We start from the raw sequence: 21764 nt of genomic DNA, 5'->3' as shown, positions 1-21764 counted from the left end.
CTCGACGGGGGTTACTCGGAAGGGAGACCCGCTTCAGTCCACGCTTGGGTGCCACCCTCAACGTTGATGACAGGGTTTTCGGTGAGCGTGGAGAGGTACTGCTGGGCCTCCGCGGAACGCCCGCCGGCCTTACAAATCACGTACACAGGCTGGGAGAAATCAATCTTGTCCGTCAAAGCCGCAAGGTTGGACAACGGGAGGTTGACCGCGCCGAGGGCGTGGATGTGGGAGAACTCGTCGGGCTCGCGGACGTCGATAAGCTGAGCATCCTGGGGAACTTCTGTGACCTGTACTGAACGCATGGAGACAGTCTAGATGTAAAGTTTGCGGTATGTCTGGACAGTCTGGGGTGCGCAACGAGCGGCGGCGATCCCCAGCCCGGCGACCCCGCGCGAACATCGCGCCCCCACCCGAGCAACGGCGATTCAAACCGCAACCCGCGCGCGTGTACAAACGGCGCCGGTGGGGCGCGTTCTACCTCATGCTCCTGCTGGTGCTCCTGTTCATCCGCTGCTGCGTGCCCAGCGAGCACGACCGGGAAATGAAAGCCCGACAGGAATTCTTCGAATCCTTAGCGCCGACCGCGAGTGTTGAGGCCAGCGAGTCAGTAGACAAGTCCCGTCCCGTGGAGATCATCATCCCAGCGATCGGCGTGCGCGCGAACTTCTCAGACGGGGCCTGCCGCTTCCACCACGGGGTCCTGGACCCGGAATCTTCCTCGGAGGCGTGCATCTTTACCGCGGAGAACAAGCCATACCAACTCCCGGGATCCGCGGCGGAGGACATTGTGGTTGTTGCTGGTCAAGCCGATGGCGATGGGCTGGCGGTGTTTTCTAAGTTGTGGTCTGACTCCACCGGGCAAGCGGGAGTGAGCCTGAATGATGCTCTGTACCTCCGGACCGAAGCTTCTGGAGACAAATGGCTGAAATACCAAGCGACTGACTTCCACTCGGCGGAAGAGGAAGGCCTCTCCCAGTCCGCTGACATCTGGGGAGCCGGGCCCATGCCGGGGAGGTTGCTGACCATTAGCGCTATTCAGCCGGAGGGGGCTGGTGCTGGTTCTGGTTCCGGTTCTGGGCAGGTGCGGAATGCCGTTGTTGGGTGGCAGTTCACCGGGGTTGTGCCTGCCGAGGCGGTGAGGGAGTAGCGAGTCTGGGGGCGTGGGATCCGGGTGTCCTATGTGGGGTGGACAAAGCAAAGCGCACAGGTCGGTGGTGACCTGTGCGCTGTCGGGGCTGAGCTGGAGGGTTTAGCCCGGTTTAGCCCTTGTAGTTCTTGAGGGAGTCCTCGAGGATTTTCTCGGCCTCAGCCTTGTCGCCCCAGCCGGAGCCAGTGACTTCCTTGTTCGGCTCGAGGTCCTTGTAGTGGACGAAGAAGTGCTCGATCTCGTCTTTCAGGAAGTCGGAGACGTCGGAGATGTCCTGGTAGTGGTCGAAGCGGACGTCGTCAAGCACACAGAGCAACTTGTCGTCGCCGCCGGCCTCGTCGGTCATCTTGAAAACGCCGAGCGGACGGGCCTTGACAATGACGCCTGGGAAGACCGGCTCGGGGGTGATGACGAGGGCGTCCAGTGGGTCGCCGTCGTCCGCAAGCGTGTGGTCAATGAAGCCGTAGTCGAGCGGGTATGCCATGGGGGTGAACAGGTAACGGTCGAGGTAGACCTTGCCGGTCTCGTGATCGAGCTCGTACTTGTTGCGGGAACCCTTGGGGATTTCGATGGTGACTTCAATAGCCATGCGGTGCTCCTTGTCGTGTGAGTTGGCCTTCGTTCTGGACCTATCGTAACTATCGCGGTGAGCGGGAGGTGTATGGACTTATGGCAAGCGGTGGGAAAGGGGGCGCAGGAGGTGTCAAACTACCCCCGTTTATGGCGATTTTTCAAGCTAAGAAAACCTCGAATTCTGAGGCCGAATTATGAGAATTGGGTGTATTTAAATTATCTGGAACCTAAGAGAAAGCCCAGTTCGTATAGCGCTTACGTATTGCTGATTGGGCATAAAAGTTTGTTAGGTTCACCCTATACATCCTCCTTAGGGGCCGACAATCGGTCGCTTGATTGAATCTTGCCCTCCCCCCTTTCCTTAAGTTCCCCTTAGGAAAATGCCCTTTCTGGCCCTACAATACAAAGTTGCTCCGAGAATTTATGGAGGAAGCTGGCAGTTGCGCAGCCCCCACCATGGCCTCGCGAGAAACGCACCCTGCGGGTGCGGGGAACCTATCCAGGTTGGGGTGCTGCAAGGAAAACGCACCCGACTCGAGGAAATTCCTTGGAACATCCTTGCCGTCGGCTGAGGCAGCTTGGCGGCCTAAAAGAACAGTCTCTGAAAGGCAGACACACATGGCAACCAACTTCACTAAGAAGACTGCTGCTATTGCCCTGGCAGCAGGTCTCGCATTCTCCGGCTCCGCTGGCGCTGTTTTTGCGCCGGTCGCAAGCGCGCAGAGCCTCGCAGACATCAACAAGGCAAAGGTCTGCATCAAGATCCACAAGAAAGTCGGCGCAAAGACTCACGGTAACCCGAACCCGGACGGCTCCGCAGTGGAGAACGTTGATGGTAAGCCGCTGGCGGGCGCAAAGTTCACCCTGCGCAAACTGAACTACGACCTGAGCAAGGAAGCTGACTTCGCTGAAGCAGCTAAGTTGCAGAAGACCGAGTCTGGTCTCGCAGACATCCCGGAAAACCGTTTGGGCGAGATCATCGGCACCAAAACCACTGATGCTAGCGGTCTTGCAGCGTTCGACAACATCCCGGCAGGTGCCTACCTGGTCACTGAGGAGCCGCCGGCAGACGCCAACGGCGCAACCTACATCCCGTCCGCTCCGTTCATCGTCTTCGCGCCGATGGCTACGGCGGACAACGAGTGGAACCGCGTTGTCCACGTCTACCCGAAGAACACTGAGCTGAAGGCTGTCAAGGAAGTCAAGGACAAGGGCAAGAACCCGATCCAGGACGGCACCGAGGGCACCGAGAGGAACAATGTTCTTGAGTACACCGTTACCTCCCCGGTTCCGTACCTGCCGCCGAACCGCAAGCTCACCGAGCTCAGCGCTGTGGATATCTACAAGGCCGGCGACTTTGTTAATGGCCTGAACATCGACAAGGTTGAGATCGTTCGCGCTGACGGCACCCGACAGACTCTGAACGCTAACCAGTACACCGTCGCCAACGGCACTGAAGAGGTCGTTGAGAACGGCAAGGTCGTTGCTGACACCACCCGCACCGTCACTGTGAGCGACAAGGCCATTATTGACAGCCTCAAGGGCGGCGACAAGCTCGTTGTCACCCTCAAGGGTGAGGTCCAAAAGATCCAGCAGAACAAGGAAGGCAAGGGCATCGAGGACGGCGAGGTGACTAACTTCGCTCGTACCACCGGTAAGACCAAGGTCACCGGCCAGCCAGGCTCCAAGGACAAGCCGGAAGAGCCGTTCGAGACCCCGAAGACCCGCGTTGAGTCCTACTTCGCAGCTGTTCGCGTGATCAAGTTCGAGAAGGACGAAGAAGGCAAGGAGAAGAAGCTCGACGGCGCAGTCTTCGACGTCTACTCCGTACCGGCTGCCAGCGCATGCACTGACACCAACAACCGCACCATGATCAAAAAGGACTTCAAGGTCACTGGCGGCGAGGCTGTCATCAACGGCCTGCACGTCACCGACTTCGTCGATGGTAAGGCTGTGACCCCGGGTGTTGAAACCAACAAGTTCTGCATCGTGGAGACCGCTGCTCCGTCCGGTTACACCCTGGACACCACCCCGCGTCAGCTGAGCGTCACTAAGGAAGATGCTCAGAACCCGAAGACCGAGAACAAGCTGACCTTCAGCTCCACCGCCAAGGTTGAGAACAAGAAGCGTCCGAAGTTCGAGCTGCCGCAGACCGGTGGCATGGGTGTCGCAGCCCTGATCCTGGCTGGTCTGGCGCTTCTGGGTGGCGGTGCTTTCGCAGCACGCCGCAAGAACGCCTAAACACTAGGCGGATCTAGCCAGTGAGAACTGGCAGGTTCTAGCCGGCACCGCCCGAACTGACCGGGTGCTGCTGGTTAGAACAGCTGCAGCAGGTTTCCAGTAAGAGCCTGCTGCGCCCCAGTCAGGGGCTTGGCGTACCCACGCGGGGAGGCGTCGAAAAGCAAAAAGAAAATATCCCCGCCCATTTTTCAACGAGGAGACCCAATGTCATCGCTGGTGCCGGTAGACACAGATGCGCCCGAAGGCGGTGCTGCCAAGAACGCAGCCAAGCCAAACGGGGCCCGTCGCGTGCTCATGCCGTTGCTGATCATGCTGCTGGGGCTAGCTGTGTTGCTCTACCCGGTTGTTTCAACGCAATGGAACAACTGGCTGCAACAGCGATCCGTGAACGAATACAACAGTGAGCTTCTCTACACTGAGGAAACAGACCCAGCGGCGATGGAACGCGCACTGGAATCTGCCCGCGTGTACAACGAGGAGCACACGGATGGGCCAATCCTGGATCCATGGCTGGCTCGCATTTCCAAGGATAATACTGAGTACCAGGACTACCTGAAGGAACTCAGCGATTATCCGGCGATGTCCCAGGTGGCCATCCCGTCGATTAAGTCCAACATGCCCGTGTATCACGGCACGGATGAAGAAGTGCTGCAGCAGGGCATTGGGCACCTCTTCGGGTCGGCGCTGCCGATCGGTGGGGAGGGTAACCGCACTGTGTTGACGGGCCACACGGGTCTGACCAATGCGACGTTGTGGGACAACCTCATTGATGTCAAAGAGGGCGACGCGATCTACCTGAACACGTACGGGCACAAGATGAAGTACGAGGTTCACAAGATCGAAGTTGTTCTGCCGAATGAGACGGATTCGCTGAAAGCGCAGGCCGGTGAGGATCTAGTCACGCTGATCACGTGTACACCATACGGCATTAACACGCACCGTCTGCTGGTTCATGCGCACCGTGTGCCCATGGATCAGGCCGAAGAAAGCGTGTTCAAACAGTCGAACAAGCTCATGCAGTGGTGGATGTGGCTAATCCTGGCCATCGCTGCGGTGGCAATTATTGGCATTATCTGGTGGCTGCGTAAGCAGCGTCAGCCTGGACAGGTCGAGGACTTGGAAACGGTTGATGGTGCTGCTGAGGAGCAGGTAGATGAATTTGAAACAGCAATCGATGCTGAAGGTGAAGGCGACAATGAAAACTAGGATGTTCGCGGCAAGCGCAGCCATGTCTGTCATGCTGTGCGCTGTGCCATGCGGAATCGCAGATGCGCAAACGCGTCCTGCGAACGGGAATGACCGCAACATCTCGATGAAGTCTGTGGACACGAGCCGTGGGTTGTCGCTCAAGGTGACCAAGGCGCGTGGCAATCCCTACAACGATCACCGGGAAGGCCAGTTGCCGGAGGGCCGTCTGGAGGGCGTGAAGTTCACGCTGTACATCGCCCCGGATTACCTGATCAGAAATGATGCGGACCGTGAGCGAGCTAACCGCGCACGCACGCAGGAAGAGTGGAACGCCATCAAGCGCGAGCCGGTGGCCACTTTGACCACGGATGCGAAGGGTGAGGTCACCTTCACCAACCTCAAGCCCGCCTTGTACCTGCTTGAAGAGGTCGCCCCAGACACCGCGCATAACTATCACGTGTCCGCACCCCAGTGGGTTGTGCTCCCGCTTGCCGACGCGCACGGGAACCGCTTCGTCTACGACAACGTCATGGTGGTGAAGCCGTCCCCGACGGTCACCACGACGCCGCCGACTACCACGACCCCGCCGACACCACCCCCGGGAACGCCGCCGGCCACTCCACCCGGAACACCGCCGGCGACAACAACCACTCCGCCGCCGGCTACCCCTCCGGCAACACCTCCCGGAACCCCACCGGAAACTCCTGGGAAACCAGGGTGGCTGCCGGAAACAGGTGCAAGTGTTTTGGGGATCGTTATTGCTGGTCTGATGCTTATTGGTCTTGGTGCCTTTATCTCTAGGAGGAACGCGAACTAATGCGTGCTCACAAGAACTTCCTGAAGAAGCGAGTCGCTGCGGCGCTCACCGCGGCAACGGTGCTGTTTGGTACGGTGCCGGCCGTCGCGCAACCCGTTGACACCACCGCTGACCCCACGTGGATGGTGACCGACGAGTCTGGCGCAACCTCTGAAGCGGCGCCAGCTGTTCCGGCCGCTGAGATCCCGGACTTCCCTGAAGATCCGTCAGATGATGAGGCTGCTGACGCCAATGGTGAGCTGCCAGCAGTACCCACGCTGAAGCAAGAGACACAAGAGAAGAAGACGGTGACTGAGCCGGAACTGGCTGAGGAACCCACCTTCAAGCATGTGCGCACGCTTCCGGATGGCACCGAGGAATACAAGCTTGAAGCCAAGCTGAACCTCCCCGCATTTGAGGGCAGCGACCAGGCACTCCCGCTTGAGGAAATTTCCCTCATGAGCACCGAAGCTTCCCTCAACATCGAGTCCGTCGAGGACGCTGAGGTTGATGGAGCACAGCTTGATGAGGATTCTGTCGACGTTTTCAACTACCCCGAAAACCCCACCGAGGAAGAGGAAGAGCTCATCCCCGATGAGGTGACCGGTGACGTGATCACCCTGGACACCGCCGCAAAGGTTCTCGACGCTGAGACTGACCTCACCGCTACGATTTACACCACCCAAATTGCTCCCCGTAGTATCAAATGGGGGCTTTACCGTGGCGCGCGTCTCCAGCATGCGAACTATGGATCCAACCGCGGGCCTGTCCGTGCTGGCTACTCACGCCTTGTCGTGCAGGTGGGTGGGGACCAAGTTCTGCCTTCCGCAGGCAAGTACCCCCCTAACTCCACTCGTGTAAGCGGGCGCCTCAACAGTGTTGATCGTTTCACTGCTGGCGAGGGGGCAAAACTTCAGCTGTACTATCCGCTTTCCGGAAGCACATTCGGTAATGCGGAAGCACATCATCACATGACAGCCAACGCCCGCCCGGTGAAAGTCAACGAACCGTGGGCAACCTGTACTTCTGATGCGAATGGCGAGTGTGTATTCGATATTCCTCTTAGCCGTGGCTCTTCCTACTACTGGGTTGGTATGGCGGAGGCTTCACCAGGATTCAAGAACCAACCCTTCATCCGTATCGGCGGTTCTGGAAACTGGTACACCGACCCCGGAACGAAGAAGCGGTACGCTTATGCTACGCCTTACTTGGAAAGTGGACGAACCTATTTCTCCGGTGTGAACTACACACGAAATGGGTCCGCTTGGCAAGTCGATTATAAGTATGGCTCCGACTGGCAAGGTACCGGAAAGTCCGCCTCGTTCATGTACGAAGCTCGTGGTGGCCGTGCGAACGCTCGAAGCTCCCTTGGCGTGTTCCAGCAAGTACGTGACAATCCAGCCATGCCCTCTCGCTGTGGAATGAACGTCGCTATGATCGTTGACGTTTCCGGAAGTATGGGTGACAACGGTATTCGCACGATCAAAGGTGTGATTAGGTCCGTCGCCGACGGTCTTCAGAATACTTCGACACATTTGGGCCTGTTCACTTTCGCATCAAACTCCCCCGCTGCGGGAAATCCCCGAAACTTCAGTGCGCCAGCAGATCTTAGCTCGCCGCAAGGCAGGGCCGCTATTGATAACTGGGTCAGGATTTTGAGTCGAGCTCCGCACGACTATGACGCAACAAACTGGCAGGAGGCGCTGTATGAGGTAGCTAAGTACAACGCTGCTAATCCGCACAACAAGTACGACGCCGTGTACATGGTCACGGATGGTAACCCGACGTACAGGATGCCGACGCCGGGCAACCCACGTTTCGATGAGTGGATGAGTGACGGAGCCTGGACTGAGTTCCGCGATGTTGAAGGAGCAATGGGCGCCGCTAACCTTGTTAAGTCGCAGGGATCCCGCATCATTGCTGTAGGAATCCCTTCCCACTGGAGTGGTGTGAGGACCAGCCGAGACCGCGAACTTGAAGTCTCTGAGGAGAACTTGCGTGCAATCTCTGGTGGTCGCGGTCACGATGGTGATGTCACGTCCCTCCGTGCAGCTGACTTCGCACACTTCGAAAACAGCGAGGTGCTGAAGCAGGCCATCATCAACTCCCTCAACACCTGTGCGGTCAGCGTTGAGCGTCGCTTCTACGAAGGTGATGATCCCAACTTCATCCCGTCGCCTGAGAACACTCGTCCGACGATCGAAGAATCCAAGAACTGGGCGTTTGACTTCACGGCTATGACCGAGGGTCGACCGGTTGTTGATAACCGGACGATCCTGCCGAAGGAAAAGGCCGGGCACGACAACCTTGTTGCGGAGTATGAACTCAACGGAACTAGCGGTTACAGGGAAATCTCCATCGCTGGTGCGCGGCGCGACAAGGACAAGGTGCCGGATGGCTGGGTGCCTATCAAGGTAGCTAGCGGCAAAAATGCTGAAGGTCGATGCGGCACCGAGACGGATCTTAGGAGTCAGGACCACAACATTGAAGATATCCCGGTTCCCCCTGGTGAAGATGACAGGCGTAATGCCTTCAGGGCAAAGAACATTCCACTCGAAGGTGGCTGTCACTACATCGTGTACTACATGAAGAAGCCAACGACCTTTAAGTTCAAGCTGAACAAGGTGGATGCTCAGGACAACAATATGGGCCTTGACGGCGCTGAGTTCAAGCTTGAAGGCCTGGATGCAGGCAACAAAGGTGAGCAGAAGCTAGCTGACGTCCAGAGCGCTGCGAAGGGTGAGTTCAACTGGGACAAGCTGAAACACGGACGCTACAAGCTGACGGAGACGAAGGCTGCGGACGGTGGCTACCTGCTGGTCAAACCGATCTACTTCCGTGTGGTGAAGGATGGAGATCAGACGAGGCTGTACATTCTTTCTGGCCCGCAGGATAAGACCGGTACGGAAGTAACGGCTGATAATGCTGGAGACATCTATGGCTTCCCTGTCGTTGGGTTTAGCCAGGAGTCAAAGGATGGCTCAGTCCAGGTGACCATGAAGCTGGCCAACACCAAGACCGGTGAGATGCCTAAGACCGGTGGGCACGGCGTGTTCATCCAGATCTTGCTTGGTGTGCTGTTGCTGCTGGCGGGTGCCTTTACGGCGCGACGTCGGATGGTGGCATAGCGCCGGGTGACGGAAGCTCCTCATCGGGGATCGAGAGATCGGTCCGGCTGATGAGGAGCTTTTGTTTGTCCGAAGGCGATTGAGGTGGCCGGTACCGCTACCCTTGAACACGATGAGTGAAAACAAGAAGCGTTGGCCTTGGGCGGTGGGTGCGGTGGCACTGGCGGTCGTGGCAGGTGTTGCCGGCACGGGTGTGTGGGTGCAGAACGAGGTGGGGGAGCTCACCCATGGCCCGGCGTACAGCATGGCGGAGCCGGGGGAGTTGCCGGTGGAGTCGGCGTCGGCGGAGCCGATCGATGAGGCGCGGCTGAAGGAAGCGTTGGCGGCGCAGGCAGCGAACCCGGAGCTGGGCACGTTGCATGTGCGTGTGAGCAACGGCACGACGGGGGCGACGATCTTTGAGCAGAAGGCAGGCGATCCACTGCAGCCAGCGAGTGCAACGAAGGTGCTCACCGCGGCGGCGGCGTTGTACACGCTTGAGCAGGATGCCACGATCACCACGCAGGTCGTGCGCCAAGGAGACGCGGTGACCATCAAGGCCGCAGGGGATGTGTGGTGGACTCCGGAGAGCATTGACAAAGTGGCACAACAGGTGGGTTCCGCCACCGCCGTGTATGTGGACACGTCGGTGTGGCCGGAAGAGGCATTCATGCCGGGGTGGGATCCGGAGGATGTTGATGGTGGCTACATCGCACCCATGGAACCGGTGATGATTCACGGCGGGCGCATCGGTGAGGCAACGGGGGATGTGCCACGCTCGCACACGCCGGCGTTGGATGTGGCACGGGCACTCGCCGACAAGGTGGGGGCGGAGACCGTTGGTTTTGGTCCGGCACCGGCGGAGGGGGAAGTAATCGCCAGTGTGGAATCCCCGCCGCTGTCTGAGCGTCTGCGGGAGATGATGAAGGAATCCGACAACGTCATGGCGGAAGCGATTGGGCGTGAGGTGGCGCGGGCGAAGGGTGGGACGTCGCCGAGCGTGACGCTCGATATTCTGCGCGAACATGGCTTTGATGTCGCGGGGGTGACGCTGGAGGATTCTTCCGGGCTGTCACGCTTTGACCTCATCCCGCCGCGGTTGCTGGATGACATCATGCTGCGCGCCACGACCACGGATGAGCTGCGGGATTTGCTGCCCACGCTCGCCATTGCCGGCGGCGACGGCACCCTCTACGACCGGTACGTGGACCTGCCGGGCAAAGGCTGGGTGCGTGCGAAGACGGGGACGTTGACGGGGACGTCCGCGCTGGTGGGCACGGTGACGTCGAAAGTTGGCAACGTGTACACATTCGCAATGATCAGCAACGACAGTGACATCCTGAAGGCGCGCGAGAAGCTGGATGAATTCGCGTCCACCCTCCGGGAGTTCTAGCCGTGGTGGCGGAACTTTTTTGGCCGCGGGTCTCGCCACACTTTGTGGAATGTCGCCGGGCGGTACGGCCCTTTGATGAGCCAGCGCTGATCGGTTTGTCAGGCGGCCCTGACTCTTTGTCACTGGTGGCTGCAGCTGCTGCGGAGGGCAAGGATGTGCGGGCTGTTGTCGTCGACCACGGGCTGCAGGAGGGCTCCACGGAAGCCGGCCGTCGTGCGGTGGCAGCCGCACAGGGGCTGGGCGTGCCCGCAGAGGTGATCCCCGTCGAGGTCGGGGCCGCGCCGGGGGAGAGTGTGGAGGCGGTGGCGAGGGAGGCCCGTTACGCAGCCCTCGCGGCCGCAGCGAATCGCGATGGCCGGGAGATCTGGGTGGCCCACACCCGCGAGGACCAGGCCGAGACCTTGCTGTTGGGGGCGCTGCGGGGGAACCCAGCGGGGATGGCTGCTGTCACAGCACTTGATAGTGGTGTCCGCCTGGTTCGCCCTTTCCTCACCATTCGCCGCGCGGATACCGTCGGCGCGTGCCGTGAAGTGAGTCTCGCCCCCTGGCACGACCCCATGAATGAGGAGCTTGCTTATCGACGAGTCTCCATCCGCCACTCCATCATCCCCGCCCTGACAGAACTCATTGGTGGTGATGCTATCCCTGCCCTCGCGCGCACCGCAGACCGTATTGCTGCTGACCAGGAACTACTCGCCTCCCTGGTCGACCTCAGTCCGACGAATGACTGCGCCGTCCTAGCCACTGAACCCGCGCCCGTCCGCCAACGCCGCATCATGGCGTGGTTGCGTGGCCACGGTGTAAGTGTTTCCAGCTCGCAGCTCGCCGCGATTGAACGCTTGTGCACAGACTGGCGAGGACAAGGCCCCGCGGCCATTGGCGGTGGGCTGCAGGTGGTGCGGCGGGGTGGGGAATTGAACGTCGATAAGCAAGCGTGAAACGCCACAACCTGTACCCACGAAAACATTAACTGGCTCGGCTGCATTGCCGAGCCGATCGGTTGACTTCTGTTCGGTGTCGTTCTGGTGGCGCACGACAGGCAGAATCCCCCCCAGCTGGGGCCGAGCGGACCCACCGTGGCAGCGCTCTAGCCCACTACTTTCTCGCCGAAATCTCCACCAACGCGAAAGGACCATGACTTGGTGACGAGAGGATCGCGGTTGATGCGATTTGACGCGCCAATTAACAGCTCTGCATTGCGGAATTCCAGCGTATAATTAATGCAGCCTTCGAGTGGGACGTCCTCGTATTCCTTGTACGTCTTGTTTTCAACCTGATAGTCGATGACGGTGGTCTCACCCGTTGGCTTGATTAGGGTCAGGCCAGGCTTAGGCACTGTGGTTTGACCCGGACTGAACGGCCCGGTGTTGAATGTGGCATGCACACACAGGTCGTGTCGTTGCTCGTCTGGCCGATAAAGGATCTGCACATCGTCGACGGTCAACGTTCCTTCGGACTCACTAGTAACAATCGTTTGCGTGGTGCCCAGCGGCGTCGTATACTCGATCATTTCCACATAGAGGCCGTATGCGATGTACGGTGGCTCTCGCGTGGCGTCCATATACGTGAGGTCGCTTTTCTCGCCTCGGTATTGCACCACGAGGTTATTCAGCTGCACAGCCATTGAATACAGTGTTTTGCACGGTGCCTTGGTTATGAGCTGAACATGAGCTAACTCTGGGGCGTCGCTCCGCATCACGCACACAGGATTTTCCGGAGAGTAGTAAGCGGACTGTTCCCAGCCCGTGATGTCCTCCGTTGCGGGTTCCATGGGGGTGTCGCTGGTGTCCCTGCCGAACCTCAACATAGTCCAAATCTGGCCCTGCAGAGTGTCATAGTAGCCGGAGCAACCTAATTCGCCCTTATTCTCGACGTCCGTCCACCCCGTTGGGCCGAAGAACTCATCCCCCAAGTCGCAGCCGCTCAGCTTGCCCCCGGTGAAAGCTTGTTCGAGTTTCTTTGCGTCCGCTACTTTCCTGCTGGAGATCTCGCTGAAGTAATTCCATCCCGCCGATACAACCCCGATCAGCACAAGGACTGCTAGTATCGCCCCGACGATGAGCCCAGCCGAGGTCTTCTTTGGGTGCTCGTGTGGTGGGCGGTATGGCTGTTGCGGGAGTTGCAGGGCGTAGGGGTTTGAGTTGTTCATGTTCATGCTCTTTCGCTTTTAAGAAAAACAAGTGGACGTGGGACCGGGTCTTCCAGCTCTAAAGGAGTAGATGGTTTTGCGCCTTGTCATGCAGATGAGTTAGCCGAGAAGGCCGAGCTGTCGCGCGATTCCCGCGATGATCCCCAGCACGCCCAAGACACCGAAGATGATGCCGAGGATCGGGCCCGCCCCACCGCTCGATCCACCTGCGCTGCTGGGGCCGTTGAGGTCACGCAGCGGGCCCGGTACTCCTTTTCTTAATCCCGTTGGTTTCTCACCGGGCGCTGCGGGGCGGTATAGCCACACGCGCTGTTCGCCCGTCGGCATTTTGGTGCCCTTGTGGGGCACTGTGTTTGCCTCCGCCACCGTGTATGTCCCATGCTTCGAACCCGGAATGCTCACTTGGGCGAAGCCGTAGTATCTGTACTGCGGGTTGAGCAACAAGTGAAGGTAGACACTCTCATATTTGCTATGGCCACCAACCTTATTGAGGCCGTCTAGCTGGCTGCGCCCCCAGCGGTTCAGAATGGAATCCCGCAGATTGCTACCAGCATCTAGGGCTTCCTCCACGGTTTGTGCCTCATCTTCAAAGGTGGGATTAACCATGGCTTTCCAGAAGTCCGTGCCATCTGGGCGTATGTGGTTGGCTTTGCGCGTCTGCGTGTAGTCCTTGCTGCCGGTCTCCTCCACAGCACGCTGAATGGCAATGCGGGTCAAGGTGTGATCAATGGAAAAGCCGTTGACGTACTCCTCCTTATTGTTCAGGCGGTACTCGGCCGCAATGTCTTGGAGGTGAGTTGGCTTGGAATTAAGGTGCAGGGTAAAGCGCGGGTTGAGGTCCCACATCTCGCCGCGCAGCTGACGTAATGCCTGAAGGCCGACGGTGTAGGCATCGTCAGGATTAAATTGCGCGTCAACGGCAACAGACTTATTCTCGGGCCCGTTCAACCCCACGCCCGTCACCGGGGCGGGTGCGGCGTGGGCAACCACGGGAGACAACGACACAGCCACAGTGGTAAACACAGCGGAAACTATAAGGCGAGGACGCATTTCTCAGGCTCCTTTAAGCAGAGTTTTATACAGAGTAGCGCATGGAGCAGCCTTTGTTTCAACGTTTGCGAAGCTCAACTCGGCTACTACACGCCGGATGAGGTTGAGGGAAGAGGGGGTGGGGGACCGCGCGCAAGCAATCTTCTGGCAAAATAGCCGTATGGCTGATGGAACGAAGCTGCGCGATCACAAAGACTTCCAGGTCCCAGCACACCGCTACGGCGACGACGTTGAGGCGATACTGATCCCGGAAGACGAACTGCAAGACCGAATCCGCGAAATGGCGGACAAAGTCTCCGAACAGTACAAGGACGCCGAAGAAGACCTCATCTTGGTCTGTGTCCTCAAAGGTGCGGTGTACTTCCTTACTGACTTCGCCCGTGCACTGTCCATCCCTTCCCAGGTGGAATTCATGGCAGTGTCCTCCTACGGCAACTCCACCACCAGCTCCGGTGTCGTCCGCATTATGAAGGACTTGGACAAGGAAATCTCTGGCCGCGATGTCCTCGTCGTCGAAGACATCATCGATTCCGGCCTCACTTTGTCCTGGCTGCTCAAGAACCTCAAGGGCCGCCAACCGAAGAGCCTGAACGTGATAACCCTGCTGCGTAAGCCCGAGGTGCAAAGTGCGCAGATCGAGCTTTTCGACGTCGGCTTTGACATCCCCAACGAATTCGTCATCGGCTACGGCCTCGACTATGCCGAGCGCTACCGTGACCTGCCCTACATTGGCACGCTGCACCCGCGCGTCTACTCCGGTGAAGAGCCGGTGCCGTCCCGCGAAGAAGGCCCGGACGCGGTAGAGATCTAGCCCCGCTGGGTTGTGGGCCGGCGGTACGGGGTCCGTGCGCGGACCGGCTCTTTCATCCCGCCCACTGGTACAAAAGTGGGAATGCTCCGGGCGATGGGTAGGCTGTAGGCGTTATTGACCCCTAATCCCTACGCTTGAGAACGCACGAAGGCTAGATGAAAAACAAGACCAACAAAAACGTTGTGCGCTACGGCATTTTTGCCGCCGTTGTCCTCATCCTGTTGTATGTGACCACGCTGATCGGGGACCCGTCGCGTAATTACACAGAGGTGGAAACGTCGGTCGCGATTGAGCAGCTGAACACGAAGAACGTGAAGGAAGCTCAGATCGACGACCGGGAGCAGCGCGTCCGCTTGACTCTGCGCGAGCCGATCACGGTGGAGGAGCGTGAGGGGATTGAGGAGATTCAGGCTCAGTACCCGGCACGCACCACGCCGGACATTTTCAACGCGGTGAAGGGCGCGGAGGCTGATAAGTACACCACGAATGTGACACAGGAGTCGTTCCTGATGTCCATGCTCGGCTTTATGCTGCCGATGCTGTTGGTTTTCGGCCTTATCTTCTTCTTCATGTACCGCATGCAGGCTGGTGGCGGCATGTTCGGTATTGGTGGTTCGCGGGCGAAGCAGCTGACTAAGGACATGCCGACGAATACGTTCGCGGATGTCGCCGGCGCCGATGAAGCGGTGGATGAGCTGCAGGAGATTAAGGATTTCTTGCAGGATCCGGAGATCTACGAGAAGTTGGGTGCCAAGATCCCGCGTGGCGTGTTGCTCTACGGCCCGCCGGGAACCGGTAAAACGTTGCTGGCCCGCGCTGTTGCGGGCGAGGCGGGCGTGCCGTTCTATTCCATTTCGGGCTCGGATTTCGTGGAGATGTTCGTCGGTGTCGGCGCCTCCCGCGTCCGCGACCTGTTCAAAACGGCGCGTGAGCACAGCCCGTGCATCATCTTCGTGGATGAGATTGACGCGGTGGGCCGCCAGCGTGGCTCCGGTACCGGTGGCGGCCACGATGAGCGTGAGCAGACCTTGAACCAGCTGCTCGTGGAGATGGATGGCTTCGGCGACCGCGAAGGCGTCATCCTCATCGCGGCGACGAACCGTCCGGACATCCTCGATCCGGCGCTGCTCCGTCCGGGCCGATTTGACCGTCAGATCCCGGTGACCAACCCTGACTTGGCCGGCCGCGAGAAGATCCTGACGGTCCATGCGAAGAACAAGCCGTTGGGCCCAGACGTGGACTTGAAGTCCCTGGCCAAGCGCACGGCAGGCATGTCGGGTGCGGATCTGGCTAACGTGCTCAACGAGGCTGCGCTGCTCACTGCCCGCATCGGTGGCAACGTGATCACGGCGGACGCGCTGGAGGAGGCCACGGACCGTGTGATTGGCGGCCCGCGTCGCAGCTCCAAGGTCATCTCCGAGAAGGAGAAGAAGGTCACGGCCTACCACGAGGGCGGTCACACGCTCGCGGCGTGGGCGCTGAAGGATATTGAGCGCGTATATAAGGTCACCATCCTCGCCCGCGGTCGAACCGGCGGCCACGCGATGACAGCGCCGGAAGATGACAAGGGCATGTACAACCGCGATGAGCTCTTCGCCCGCCTCGTCTTCGCCATGGGCGGTCGCGCGGCGGAAGAGCTCGTGTTCGGCGAGCCCACCACAGGCGCGTCCGCGGACATCGAGCAGGCCACGAAGATCGCTCGCGCGATGGTGATGGAGTACGGCATGTCGTCCACGCTGGGCACGGTCAAGTACGGCGATGAAGCCGGCGACCCCTTCGCCCGCGCGATGGGTGGTGGTGTGCTGGAGTACTCGCCCGCAGTCGCCGAGACCATCGATCGCGAGGTGCATGAGCTTATCGACGTCGCCCACACCCGCGCCTACTCCATCCTCGAAGAACACCGCGACTACCTAGATGTTCTTGCCTCCAAGCTGTTGGAGAAGGAGACGCTGCGCCGTGGTGACCTGGAGGCCATCTTTGATGGCATTGAGCCACAGGGTTCTGGTCTTCCGCCGGTGGATTCCCGCTTTGGCCGTCAGATTGGACGCGAACCGGTGAAAACTCCGGTTGAACTCGCCGAGGAACGAGGCGAGGAACCGCCGAAGAAGTTCTCGCTGTTGGAGGCATCGCAGCAAGCTCGCGCTCGCCGTCAAGCTGAGCGTGAGGCGCAGGCTGGGCCGTACGCTGCGCCACCGAGTGGTCCGCAAGGTGGTCCGCAGAATGACCCTCAGAATGGCCCCATGAACCCCGGCCCGCGTGGTCCGCAACCGCGTTATGGTGGCCCCCAGCCTCCCGCCGATTGGTCCTTCCCTGGCGACAAACGCCCACCGCAGCAGCACCCGGGTAACCGTGCATACCCGGTTGGGCCTTCCGGCCCAACCGGGCCACAAGGCCCGGCACGACCGCATGACCCCGTCGCTCCTGCTGGACCGACAGGTCCAGCTGGCAACGCTGACACCGAAGTGATCGGTTTCCGCCTGCCGGAGAATGAACAGTCGGACCACGTCTGGGACGACAGTGACCAGGCGACTAGTGCTCAGCAGGACACTGAAAGCATTGAGCGTGAATCTGCTCCCCGCCACTTCAAGCCGGAGGACACTAATGATGACTGATCCTTTGAACGCGGCAATTGCCCGTGCGGTGAACCCGAATGCGGGAGCCCCGGCAGAGACGAAGAAGGCCACGCCACAGCAATCCGAGGAGCGCCCCTCCTTCGACCGGGCGCGCGCAGAGGCAGCGGTGCGTGAACTGCTGCTTGCGGTGGGCGAGGACCCGGACCGTGAGGGACTCTTGGAAACGCCAGCGCGGGTGGCGCGGGCCTATGAAGAGGTCTTTGCGGGCTTGCACACGGATCCGACGACGGTGTTGGAAAAGACCTTCGCGGAAAACCATGAAGAGCTGGTGTTGGTGCGGGATGTGCCGATCTACTCCACGTGCGAGCACCACTTGGTGCCGTTCTACGGTGTCGCGCACATCGGGTACATCCCCGGCGAGGACGGGCACGTGACTGGCCTGTCCAAGTTAGCGCGCCTGGCGGATATGTATGCGAAGCGGCCGCAGGTGCAGGAGAGGTTGACTAGTCAGATTGCGGATGCGCTCGTCGATAAGCTGAATGCGCAATCCGTGATCGTGGTGATCGAATGTGAGCACTTGTGTATGGCCATGCGTGGTATTCGGAAGCCGGGGGCGACGACCACGACGTCGGCTGTGCGCGGCGGTTTCAAACGCAATGCGGCCTCGCGCGCTGAAGTGTTGAGCTTGATCAGGGGGTAAAGATGGTTACTGTTGCAGACCTGACCACACCCGGCCGCACGATGGTCATGGGCATTGTGAATGTCACGGAGGATAGCTTTTCTGACGGCGGGAAGTGGCTCGACCGCGACCGTGCGATCGCGCACGCGAAGGAGCTGGTGGCGCAGGGCGCGGACATGATCGATGTCGGCGCAGAATCTACCCGCCCGGGCGCGACCCGCGTGCCGGCGGAGGTGGAAGCGGAGCGCGCTAAAGCGGTGATTGCGGCGTTGTACGCGGAAGGAATCCGCACGTCAGTGGATACGATGCGCGCGTCGACGGCACTCGCCGCGGCGGAGGCCGGCGTGGACATGATCAATGACGTCTCTGGTGGCCTAGCTGATCCAGACATGTATCGCGTCATGGCGGAAACCGCGCTGCCGGTGTGCCTCATGCACTGGCGCACGGTGGACAATGCGGACTTTGTCAACGCATCGGGCAGCGCTGACCACGGCGGGGACGTGGTGGCGGACGTGCACGAGACGCTGAGACGCCTGACCGACAACGCCCTCGCCGCCGGCGTGGAGCACTCCCAGATCGTGCTTGATCCGGGCTTGGGCTTTGCCAAAACGGCGGCCGATAACTGGGCGCTGCTCCACGCACTGCCGGAGTTCATTGCCGGTGACCTGCCGGTCCTCGTGGGGGCGTCGCGCAAACGCTTCCTTACGGAGATTCGCGCGAACCGTGGGCTGGAGGCAAACCCGTCGCTGGCTGACCCGGCAACCGCCGCTGTTACCGCGATCAGCGCGCACCTCGGCGCGTGGGGCGTGCGCGTGCATGAGGTCGACGTCTCGCGCGATGCGGTCGACGTCGCCGCTGCATGGCAAGGAGGAGCTCGTGGCTGATCGCATCCAACTCACCGGCATCAAGGTCTTCGCCGGGCACGGAGTTCTGCCGCACGAGGCGGAGTTTGGCCAGCCATTCTTGCTGGACATCACGTGTTGGCTCGACTTCGCTGACGCCGCGCGCACGGACGACCTGACCAAAACCATCAACTATGCCGAGCTCGCCGCCGGCGCGGTCCGGATCGCGGAGGGCACGCGCCGCGAACTCATCGAGACGGTGGCCACGGAGATCGCCGACGACGCGCTCGCGCGCTACGAGCAGCTCCACGCCGTCGAGGTCACCGTGCACAAGCCGCACGCGCCGGTGGGCTTGCTTATCGACGACATCGCCGTCACCGCCCGCCGCTCCCGCAAAACCCGAACCCTGCCCGGCCGGGAGGCGTAAACGTGATGCGTGCTGTGCTGTCCACCGGTTCCAACATGGAGGATTCCCGCGCCCACCTGGCCAGCGTGGTGCGCTCGTTCGCAGATGAGCTCGTCGCAGCGTCGCAGGTGTACCGCACCGCGCCGTGGGGTGGAGTGCAGCAGCCCGACTTCCTCAACCAGACGCTCATCGTGGACGTCGATTGCACGCCACATGAACTGTTGGCGCGCTGCCAAGCCGCGGAGAATAACGCGCGCCGCGTGCGGGATGTGCGGTGGGGGCCGCGCACGCTTGACGTGGACATCGTTGCGCTTTTTAGCGCAGCGGGGCAGGAAATCCTCGTCGACACCCCCGACCTCACCGTCCCGCACCCGCGCGCGAGTGAGCGAGCCTTCGTGTTGGTTCCCTGGTTGGAGCTCGACGAGCAGGCCACAATGGGTGGTCAGCGCGTGGACGCGCTTCTGCGCGCACTTCCAGATACCTCCGAGAACCAGGTGAGCCCCGCATGACCCGCACGAACACGGCTGAACTCGTTGCCGTTGCCGGCTTCTTCGCCGCGGCGGCGCTCATCCTCGTGCGTAGGTTCTACGGGGCGTGGCAAACCATTTCTCCGGTGTGGTCCCTGCCGTTGTGGATTATTGCTGTGCTGTGCGTTTTCCTCACTGTGATGGTGCGCCGCCGGCGTGAGGAAGGACGCGTGGGGTTGGATCGCTCGCAGATGAATCCGATGATGGTGGCTAACTTTATGGTCGTCGGTAAGGCTAGTGCTTGGGCGGGCGCTGTTGCTGGTGGCTGGTTTTTGGGTTTGGCGGTGTGGGTCGTGCCGCGCGTGAACGTGTTGGCGGCCGCGGAGGCGGACCTACCTGGGGTGTTGGCGGGCACTCTTGGGGGTGTGGCGTTGGCTGTAGCTGGGCTGATTCTGGAGAGGTCCTGTGAGGTGTCGCCACCTGCTGAGGGTGAGTCGGCAGGATAAGGTAAGCACCATGACTGGTGAGGACCGATCCCGCGACAGCGGCAATTTCTGGATGATTGTTCTGATCGTGCTCGCGCTTGTTGCGACCGTGATCATGCTTTTCAGCGATTCTTCCGCATGGCTACAGATTGCCCTCCTCGCCTCCCTGTGGGCCGCGATCATCGGCTTCCTGTTAGTTACCCGCGCACGTAAGGACCGTGAACAGGCCGAAGCCCTCCTCGCCGCCCGCGAACGCGAACACGATGCTGAGCTGGAAGCCCTCCGCGCCCGCAACGAAGCCGCCCGCGCTGCCGACGGCCAGCCACCAGCCGCTGACACTGATGTCCTGCGCGAAATCCGCGCGGAACTCGCTGCGCTTCGCGCCCAGCTTGAGGATCTCTCCGGCCGCGAATTCGGTTATGAGCCCGCTGCCCTCCAGGCCGAAGCCCGTCGCATCCGCGAGATCGAAGCGCGTACGCAGCAGGCACAGCCTGCAGGGCCGTCGCAGCCAGCACAGCCTGCCCCGCAGATGTCCAACTCCACCGAGGACACCGCCCGCATTACCCCTGTGCGCGACCGGGATGAGAAAGAGGCGATCAATGCTCTGTCCCGCCCGACGCAGCCTGCGACTTCGCACATCAGTGGCGCGCCGTCGTCGGATGCTGTTGCTGGACGCGTGGGCTCCCAGCCGATACCGGAGGGCCGTAACCCGTTGACGGACCTGATCCGCGAACGCCAGGAAGAGCGCGAACGAGCAGAGCAGGAAGCAGCTCGTCAGCGTGCGGAGCAGGAAGCCCGCGAGCGTGCCGAACGCGAAGCGCGAGAACGTGCGGAACGTGAAGCGCGCGAGCGTGCAGAGCGTGAGGCTCGGGAGCGCGCAGAGCGCGAAGCTCGGGAGCGCGCAGAGCGCGAGGCCCGCGAACGTGCAGAGCGAGAAGCCCAAGAGCGCGCAGAGCGCGAGGCCCGTGAACGCGCGGAGCAGGAGGCCCGTGAACGCGCCGAGCGCAAGCAAGCCGCGCAGGCTGTCCAGGCTGAGCCGGCTGAGCAGGAGGCGCCGGAGGAGACGCACCGTGGGCGTCGTCGTGCAGATGAGCACCGCGAGGGTGCGCTGACGGTGGCGGAGATTCTGGCGCGCAGCAAGAAGAACAAGTAGGTCAATCACGATGACGCAACCGCGCCTGACTGTTGGGGTGCTCGGGGACCAGGAAACCGTCGAGCTGTTTGAGCTCGCTGGGCATACCGCGCGCCAGATTAACGGCGATGGGGACCACCTGGACGTGGACATGATTGTCTTGGACGTGCCGGGAGTGCCGCTTGAGGTGATGGTGGACCGGTGGCTCAGCGAGGTCCGTCGCGGGCAGCTGGTCATGCACACGTCGTTGGAGTACGGCGTGCAGGTGTTGGACCCGCTGGAGGTGCAGGGCGCGATCGTGATGGCGGCGCACCGGGTGTGGAAGGACTTTTGGGTCGCATCCGCCGCTGATGAGGTGGGGGAGTCGGTGCTGAGCCTGCTCATCCCGGAGATGGGTGGGAACCTCACCATGATTGAGGATGCGCAGCGCCCCGTGATCATGGCAGGCAAAAGGATGCTTGATCTCGTGGATGAGGCGCGTCTGGATGCTTTTGAGCTGCTCACCCAGGCAGTGCCGGCGATCGGGCTGGAGCTCGATGAGTACTGGACGCTGCCTGGGGAAGGCCAGAACTTGCAGGTGGACGTTCCACATCTGGAGCAGATGTACCACACCATCGAGGACCCGAGTATTGGGAGATTGTTTGTGGAATTGGAACGTAGGCAAGCAGCGCGCAGGGGGTCGTCGTCAGTTGAACTGTGGGCGATGGGGAAGAATTCGCTGTAGG

General features: G+C 60.7%; 20 protein-coding genes. 16 read left to right on the top strand and 4 right to left on the bottom strand.

Annotated elements, in window-relative coordinates; genetic code table 11:
* Positions 1–11: 11 nt before the first annotated feature.
* Entirely contained in the window at positions 12–302 is a 291-nt protein-coding gene (locus QP994_RS03340) for a rhodanese-like domain-containing protein (RefSeq protein WP_284855198.1), read from the bottom strand.
* Between the two features lie 143 nt (positions 303–445).
* On the opposite strand from QP994_RS03340, the gene QP994_RS03335 reads away from it, so the two are divergent.
* Positions 446–1147: a hypothetical protein gene (locus tag QP994_RS03335; protein ID WP_284865375.1), complete on the top strand. Its 702-nt coding sequence runs from the start codon at positions 446–448 to the stop codon at positions 1145–1147.
* Positions 1148–1259: 112 nt separating this feature from the next.
* On the opposite strand, the gene QP994_RS03330 is transcribed toward QP994_RS03335, so the two are convergent.
* Positions 1260–1736 (bottom strand): inorganic diphosphatase, encoded by a 477-nt coding sequence (locus tag QP994_RS03330; RefSeq protein ID WP_284855196.1) that lies wholly within the window; start codon positions 1734–1736, stop codon positions 1260–1262.
* Positions 1737–2338: 602 nt separating this feature from the next.
* On the opposite strand from QP994_RS03330, the gene QP994_RS03325 reads away from it, so the two are divergent.
* The 6 genes from QP994_RS03325 to tilS all read left to right on the top strand — a co-directional run bounded on the left by QP994_RS03325 (position 2339) and on the right by tilS (position 11383).
* Positions 2339–3961 (top strand): SpaH/EbpB family LPXTG-anchored major pilin, encoded by a 1623-nt coding sequence (locus QP994_RS03325; protein WP_284865374.1) that lies wholly within the window; start codon positions 2339–2341, stop codon positions 3959–3961.
* 204 nt (positions 3962–4165) lie between these two features.
* Positions 4166–5167, top strand: coding sequence for a class C sortase (locus QP994_RS03320; protein WP_284865373.1), 1002 nt, complete (start codon positions 4166–4168; stop codon positions 5165–5167).
* The gene (locus tag QP994_RS03315; protein WP_284865372.1) at positions 5157–5966 is read left to right on the top strand and encodes a pilin N-terminal domain-containing protein; all 810 of its coding nucleotides are present in this window, start codon (positions 5157–5159) and stop codon (positions 5964–5966) included. The genes QP994_RS03320 and QP994_RS03315 overlap by 11 nt, the downstream gene beginning before the upstream one ends.
* Positions 5966–9073: a SpaA isopeptide-forming pilin-related protein gene (locus tag QP994_RS03310; protein WP_284865371.1), complete on the top strand. Its 3108-nt coding sequence runs from the start codon at positions 5966–5968 to the stop codon at positions 9071–9073. The genes QP994_RS03315 and QP994_RS03310 overlap by 1 nt, the downstream gene beginning before the upstream one ends.
* Positions 9074–9185: 112 nt before the next feature.
* Entirely contained in the window at positions 9186–10445 is a 1260-nt protein-coding gene (dacB, locus tag QP994_RS03305) for a D-alanyl-D-alanine carboxypeptidase/D-alanyl-D-alanine endopeptidase (RefSeq protein ID WP_284865370.1), read from the top strand.
* On the top strand, positions 10418–11383 hold the full coding sequence (gene tilS / locus QP994_RS03300) for a tRNA lysidine(34) synthetase TilS (RefSeq protein WP_502869999.1): 966 nt from the start codon (positions 10418–10420) through the stop codon (positions 11381–11383). Before dacB ends, tilS begins: the two co-directional genes overlap by 28 nt.
* A 149-nt stretch (positions 11384–11532) precedes the next feature.
* Here tilS and QP994_RS03295 read toward each other — a convergent pair whose 3' ends face one another.
* Positions 11533–12594 carry a hypothetical protein gene (locus QP994_RS03295; protein WP_284865368.1) on the bottom strand — a complete coding sequence of 354 codons (1062 nt, stop codon included), beginning with the start codon at positions 12592–12594 and terminating at the stop codon, positions 11533–11535.
* Between the two features lie 99 nt (positions 12595–12693).
* Positions 12694–13617: a hypothetical protein gene (locus tag QP994_RS03290; RefSeq protein ID WP_284865367.1), complete on the bottom strand. Its 924-nt coding sequence runs from the start codon at positions 13615–13617 to the stop codon at positions 12694–12696.
* A gap of 187 nt (positions 13618–13804) precedes the next feature.
* Here QP994_RS03290 and hpt point away from each other — a divergent pair, with 187 nt between their 5' ends.
* The 9 genes from hpt (at position 13805) to QP994_RS03245 (ending at position 21763) form a co-directional block, all read left to right on the top strand.
* Positions 13805–14455 carry a hypoxanthine phosphoribosyltransferase gene (hpt, locus tag QP994_RS03285; protein WP_284865366.1) on the top strand — a complete coding sequence of 217 codons (651 nt, stop codon included), beginning with the start codon at positions 13805–13807 and terminating at the stop codon, positions 14453–14455.
* A gap of 155 nt (positions 14456–14610) precedes the next feature.
* Positions 14611–17067, top strand: coding sequence for an ATP-dependent zinc metalloprotease FtsH (ftsH, locus tag QP994_RS03280; protein ID WP_284865365.1), 2457 nt, complete (start codon positions 14611–14613; stop codon positions 17065–17067).
* The gene (folE, locus tag QP994_RS03275; RefSeq protein WP_284865364.1) at positions 17060–17728 is read left to right on the top strand and encodes a GTP cyclohydrolase I FolE; all 669 of its coding nucleotides are present in this window, start codon (positions 17060–17062) and stop codon (positions 17726–17728) included. The genes ftsH and folE overlap by 8 nt, the downstream gene beginning before the upstream one ends.
* Before the next feature lie 2 nt (positions 17729–17730).
* Positions 17731–18591 (top strand): dihydropteroate synthase, encoded by an 861-nt coding sequence (folP, locus tag QP994_RS03270; RefSeq protein ID WP_284865363.1) that lies wholly within the window; start codon positions 17731–17733, stop codon positions 18589–18591.
* Entirely contained in the window at positions 18584–18976 is a 393-nt protein-coding gene (gene folB / locus QP994_RS03265; RefSeq protein ID WP_284865362.1) for a dihydroneopterin aldolase, read from the top strand. Before folP ends, folB begins: the two co-directional genes overlap by 8 nt.
* Positions 18977–18981: 5 nt before the next feature.
* Positions 18982–19464 carry a 2-amino-4-hydroxy-6-hydroxymethyldihydropteridine diphosphokinase gene (folK, locus tag QP994_RS03260; RefSeq protein WP_284865361.1) on the top strand — a complete coding sequence of 161 codons (483 nt, stop codon included), beginning with the start codon at positions 18982–18984 and terminating at the stop codon, positions 19462–19464.
* Complete coding sequence (locus tag QP994_RS03255) at positions 19461–19928, top strand: DUF3180 domain-containing protein (protein ID WP_284855181.1); 468 nt, start codon at positions 19461–19463, stop codon at positions 19926–19928. The genes folK and QP994_RS03255 overlap by 4 nt, the downstream gene beginning before the upstream one ends.
* 10 nt (positions 19929–19938) lie before the next feature.
* Entirely contained in the window at positions 19939–21060 is a 1122-nt protein-coding gene (locus tag QP994_RS03250) for a DUF6779 domain-containing protein (protein WP_284865360.1), read from the top strand.
* 10 nt (positions 21061–21070) lie between these two features.
* Positions 21071–21763, top strand: coding sequence for a 6PGD fold domain-containing protein (locus QP994_RS03245; RefSeq protein ID WP_284865359.1), 693 nt, complete (start codon positions 21071–21073; stop codon positions 21761–21763).
* Position 21764 lies beyond the last annotated feature (1 nt).

It is taken from the genome of Corynebacterium sp. MSK044 (genome assembly GCF_030232825.1).
Lineage (GTDB): Bacteria > Actinomycetota > Actinomycetes > Mycobacteriales > Mycobacteriaceae > Corynebacterium.
The sequence above is the reverse complement of the archived record's forward strand: the minus strand, read 5'-3'. Positions and strand labels throughout refer to the sequence as shown.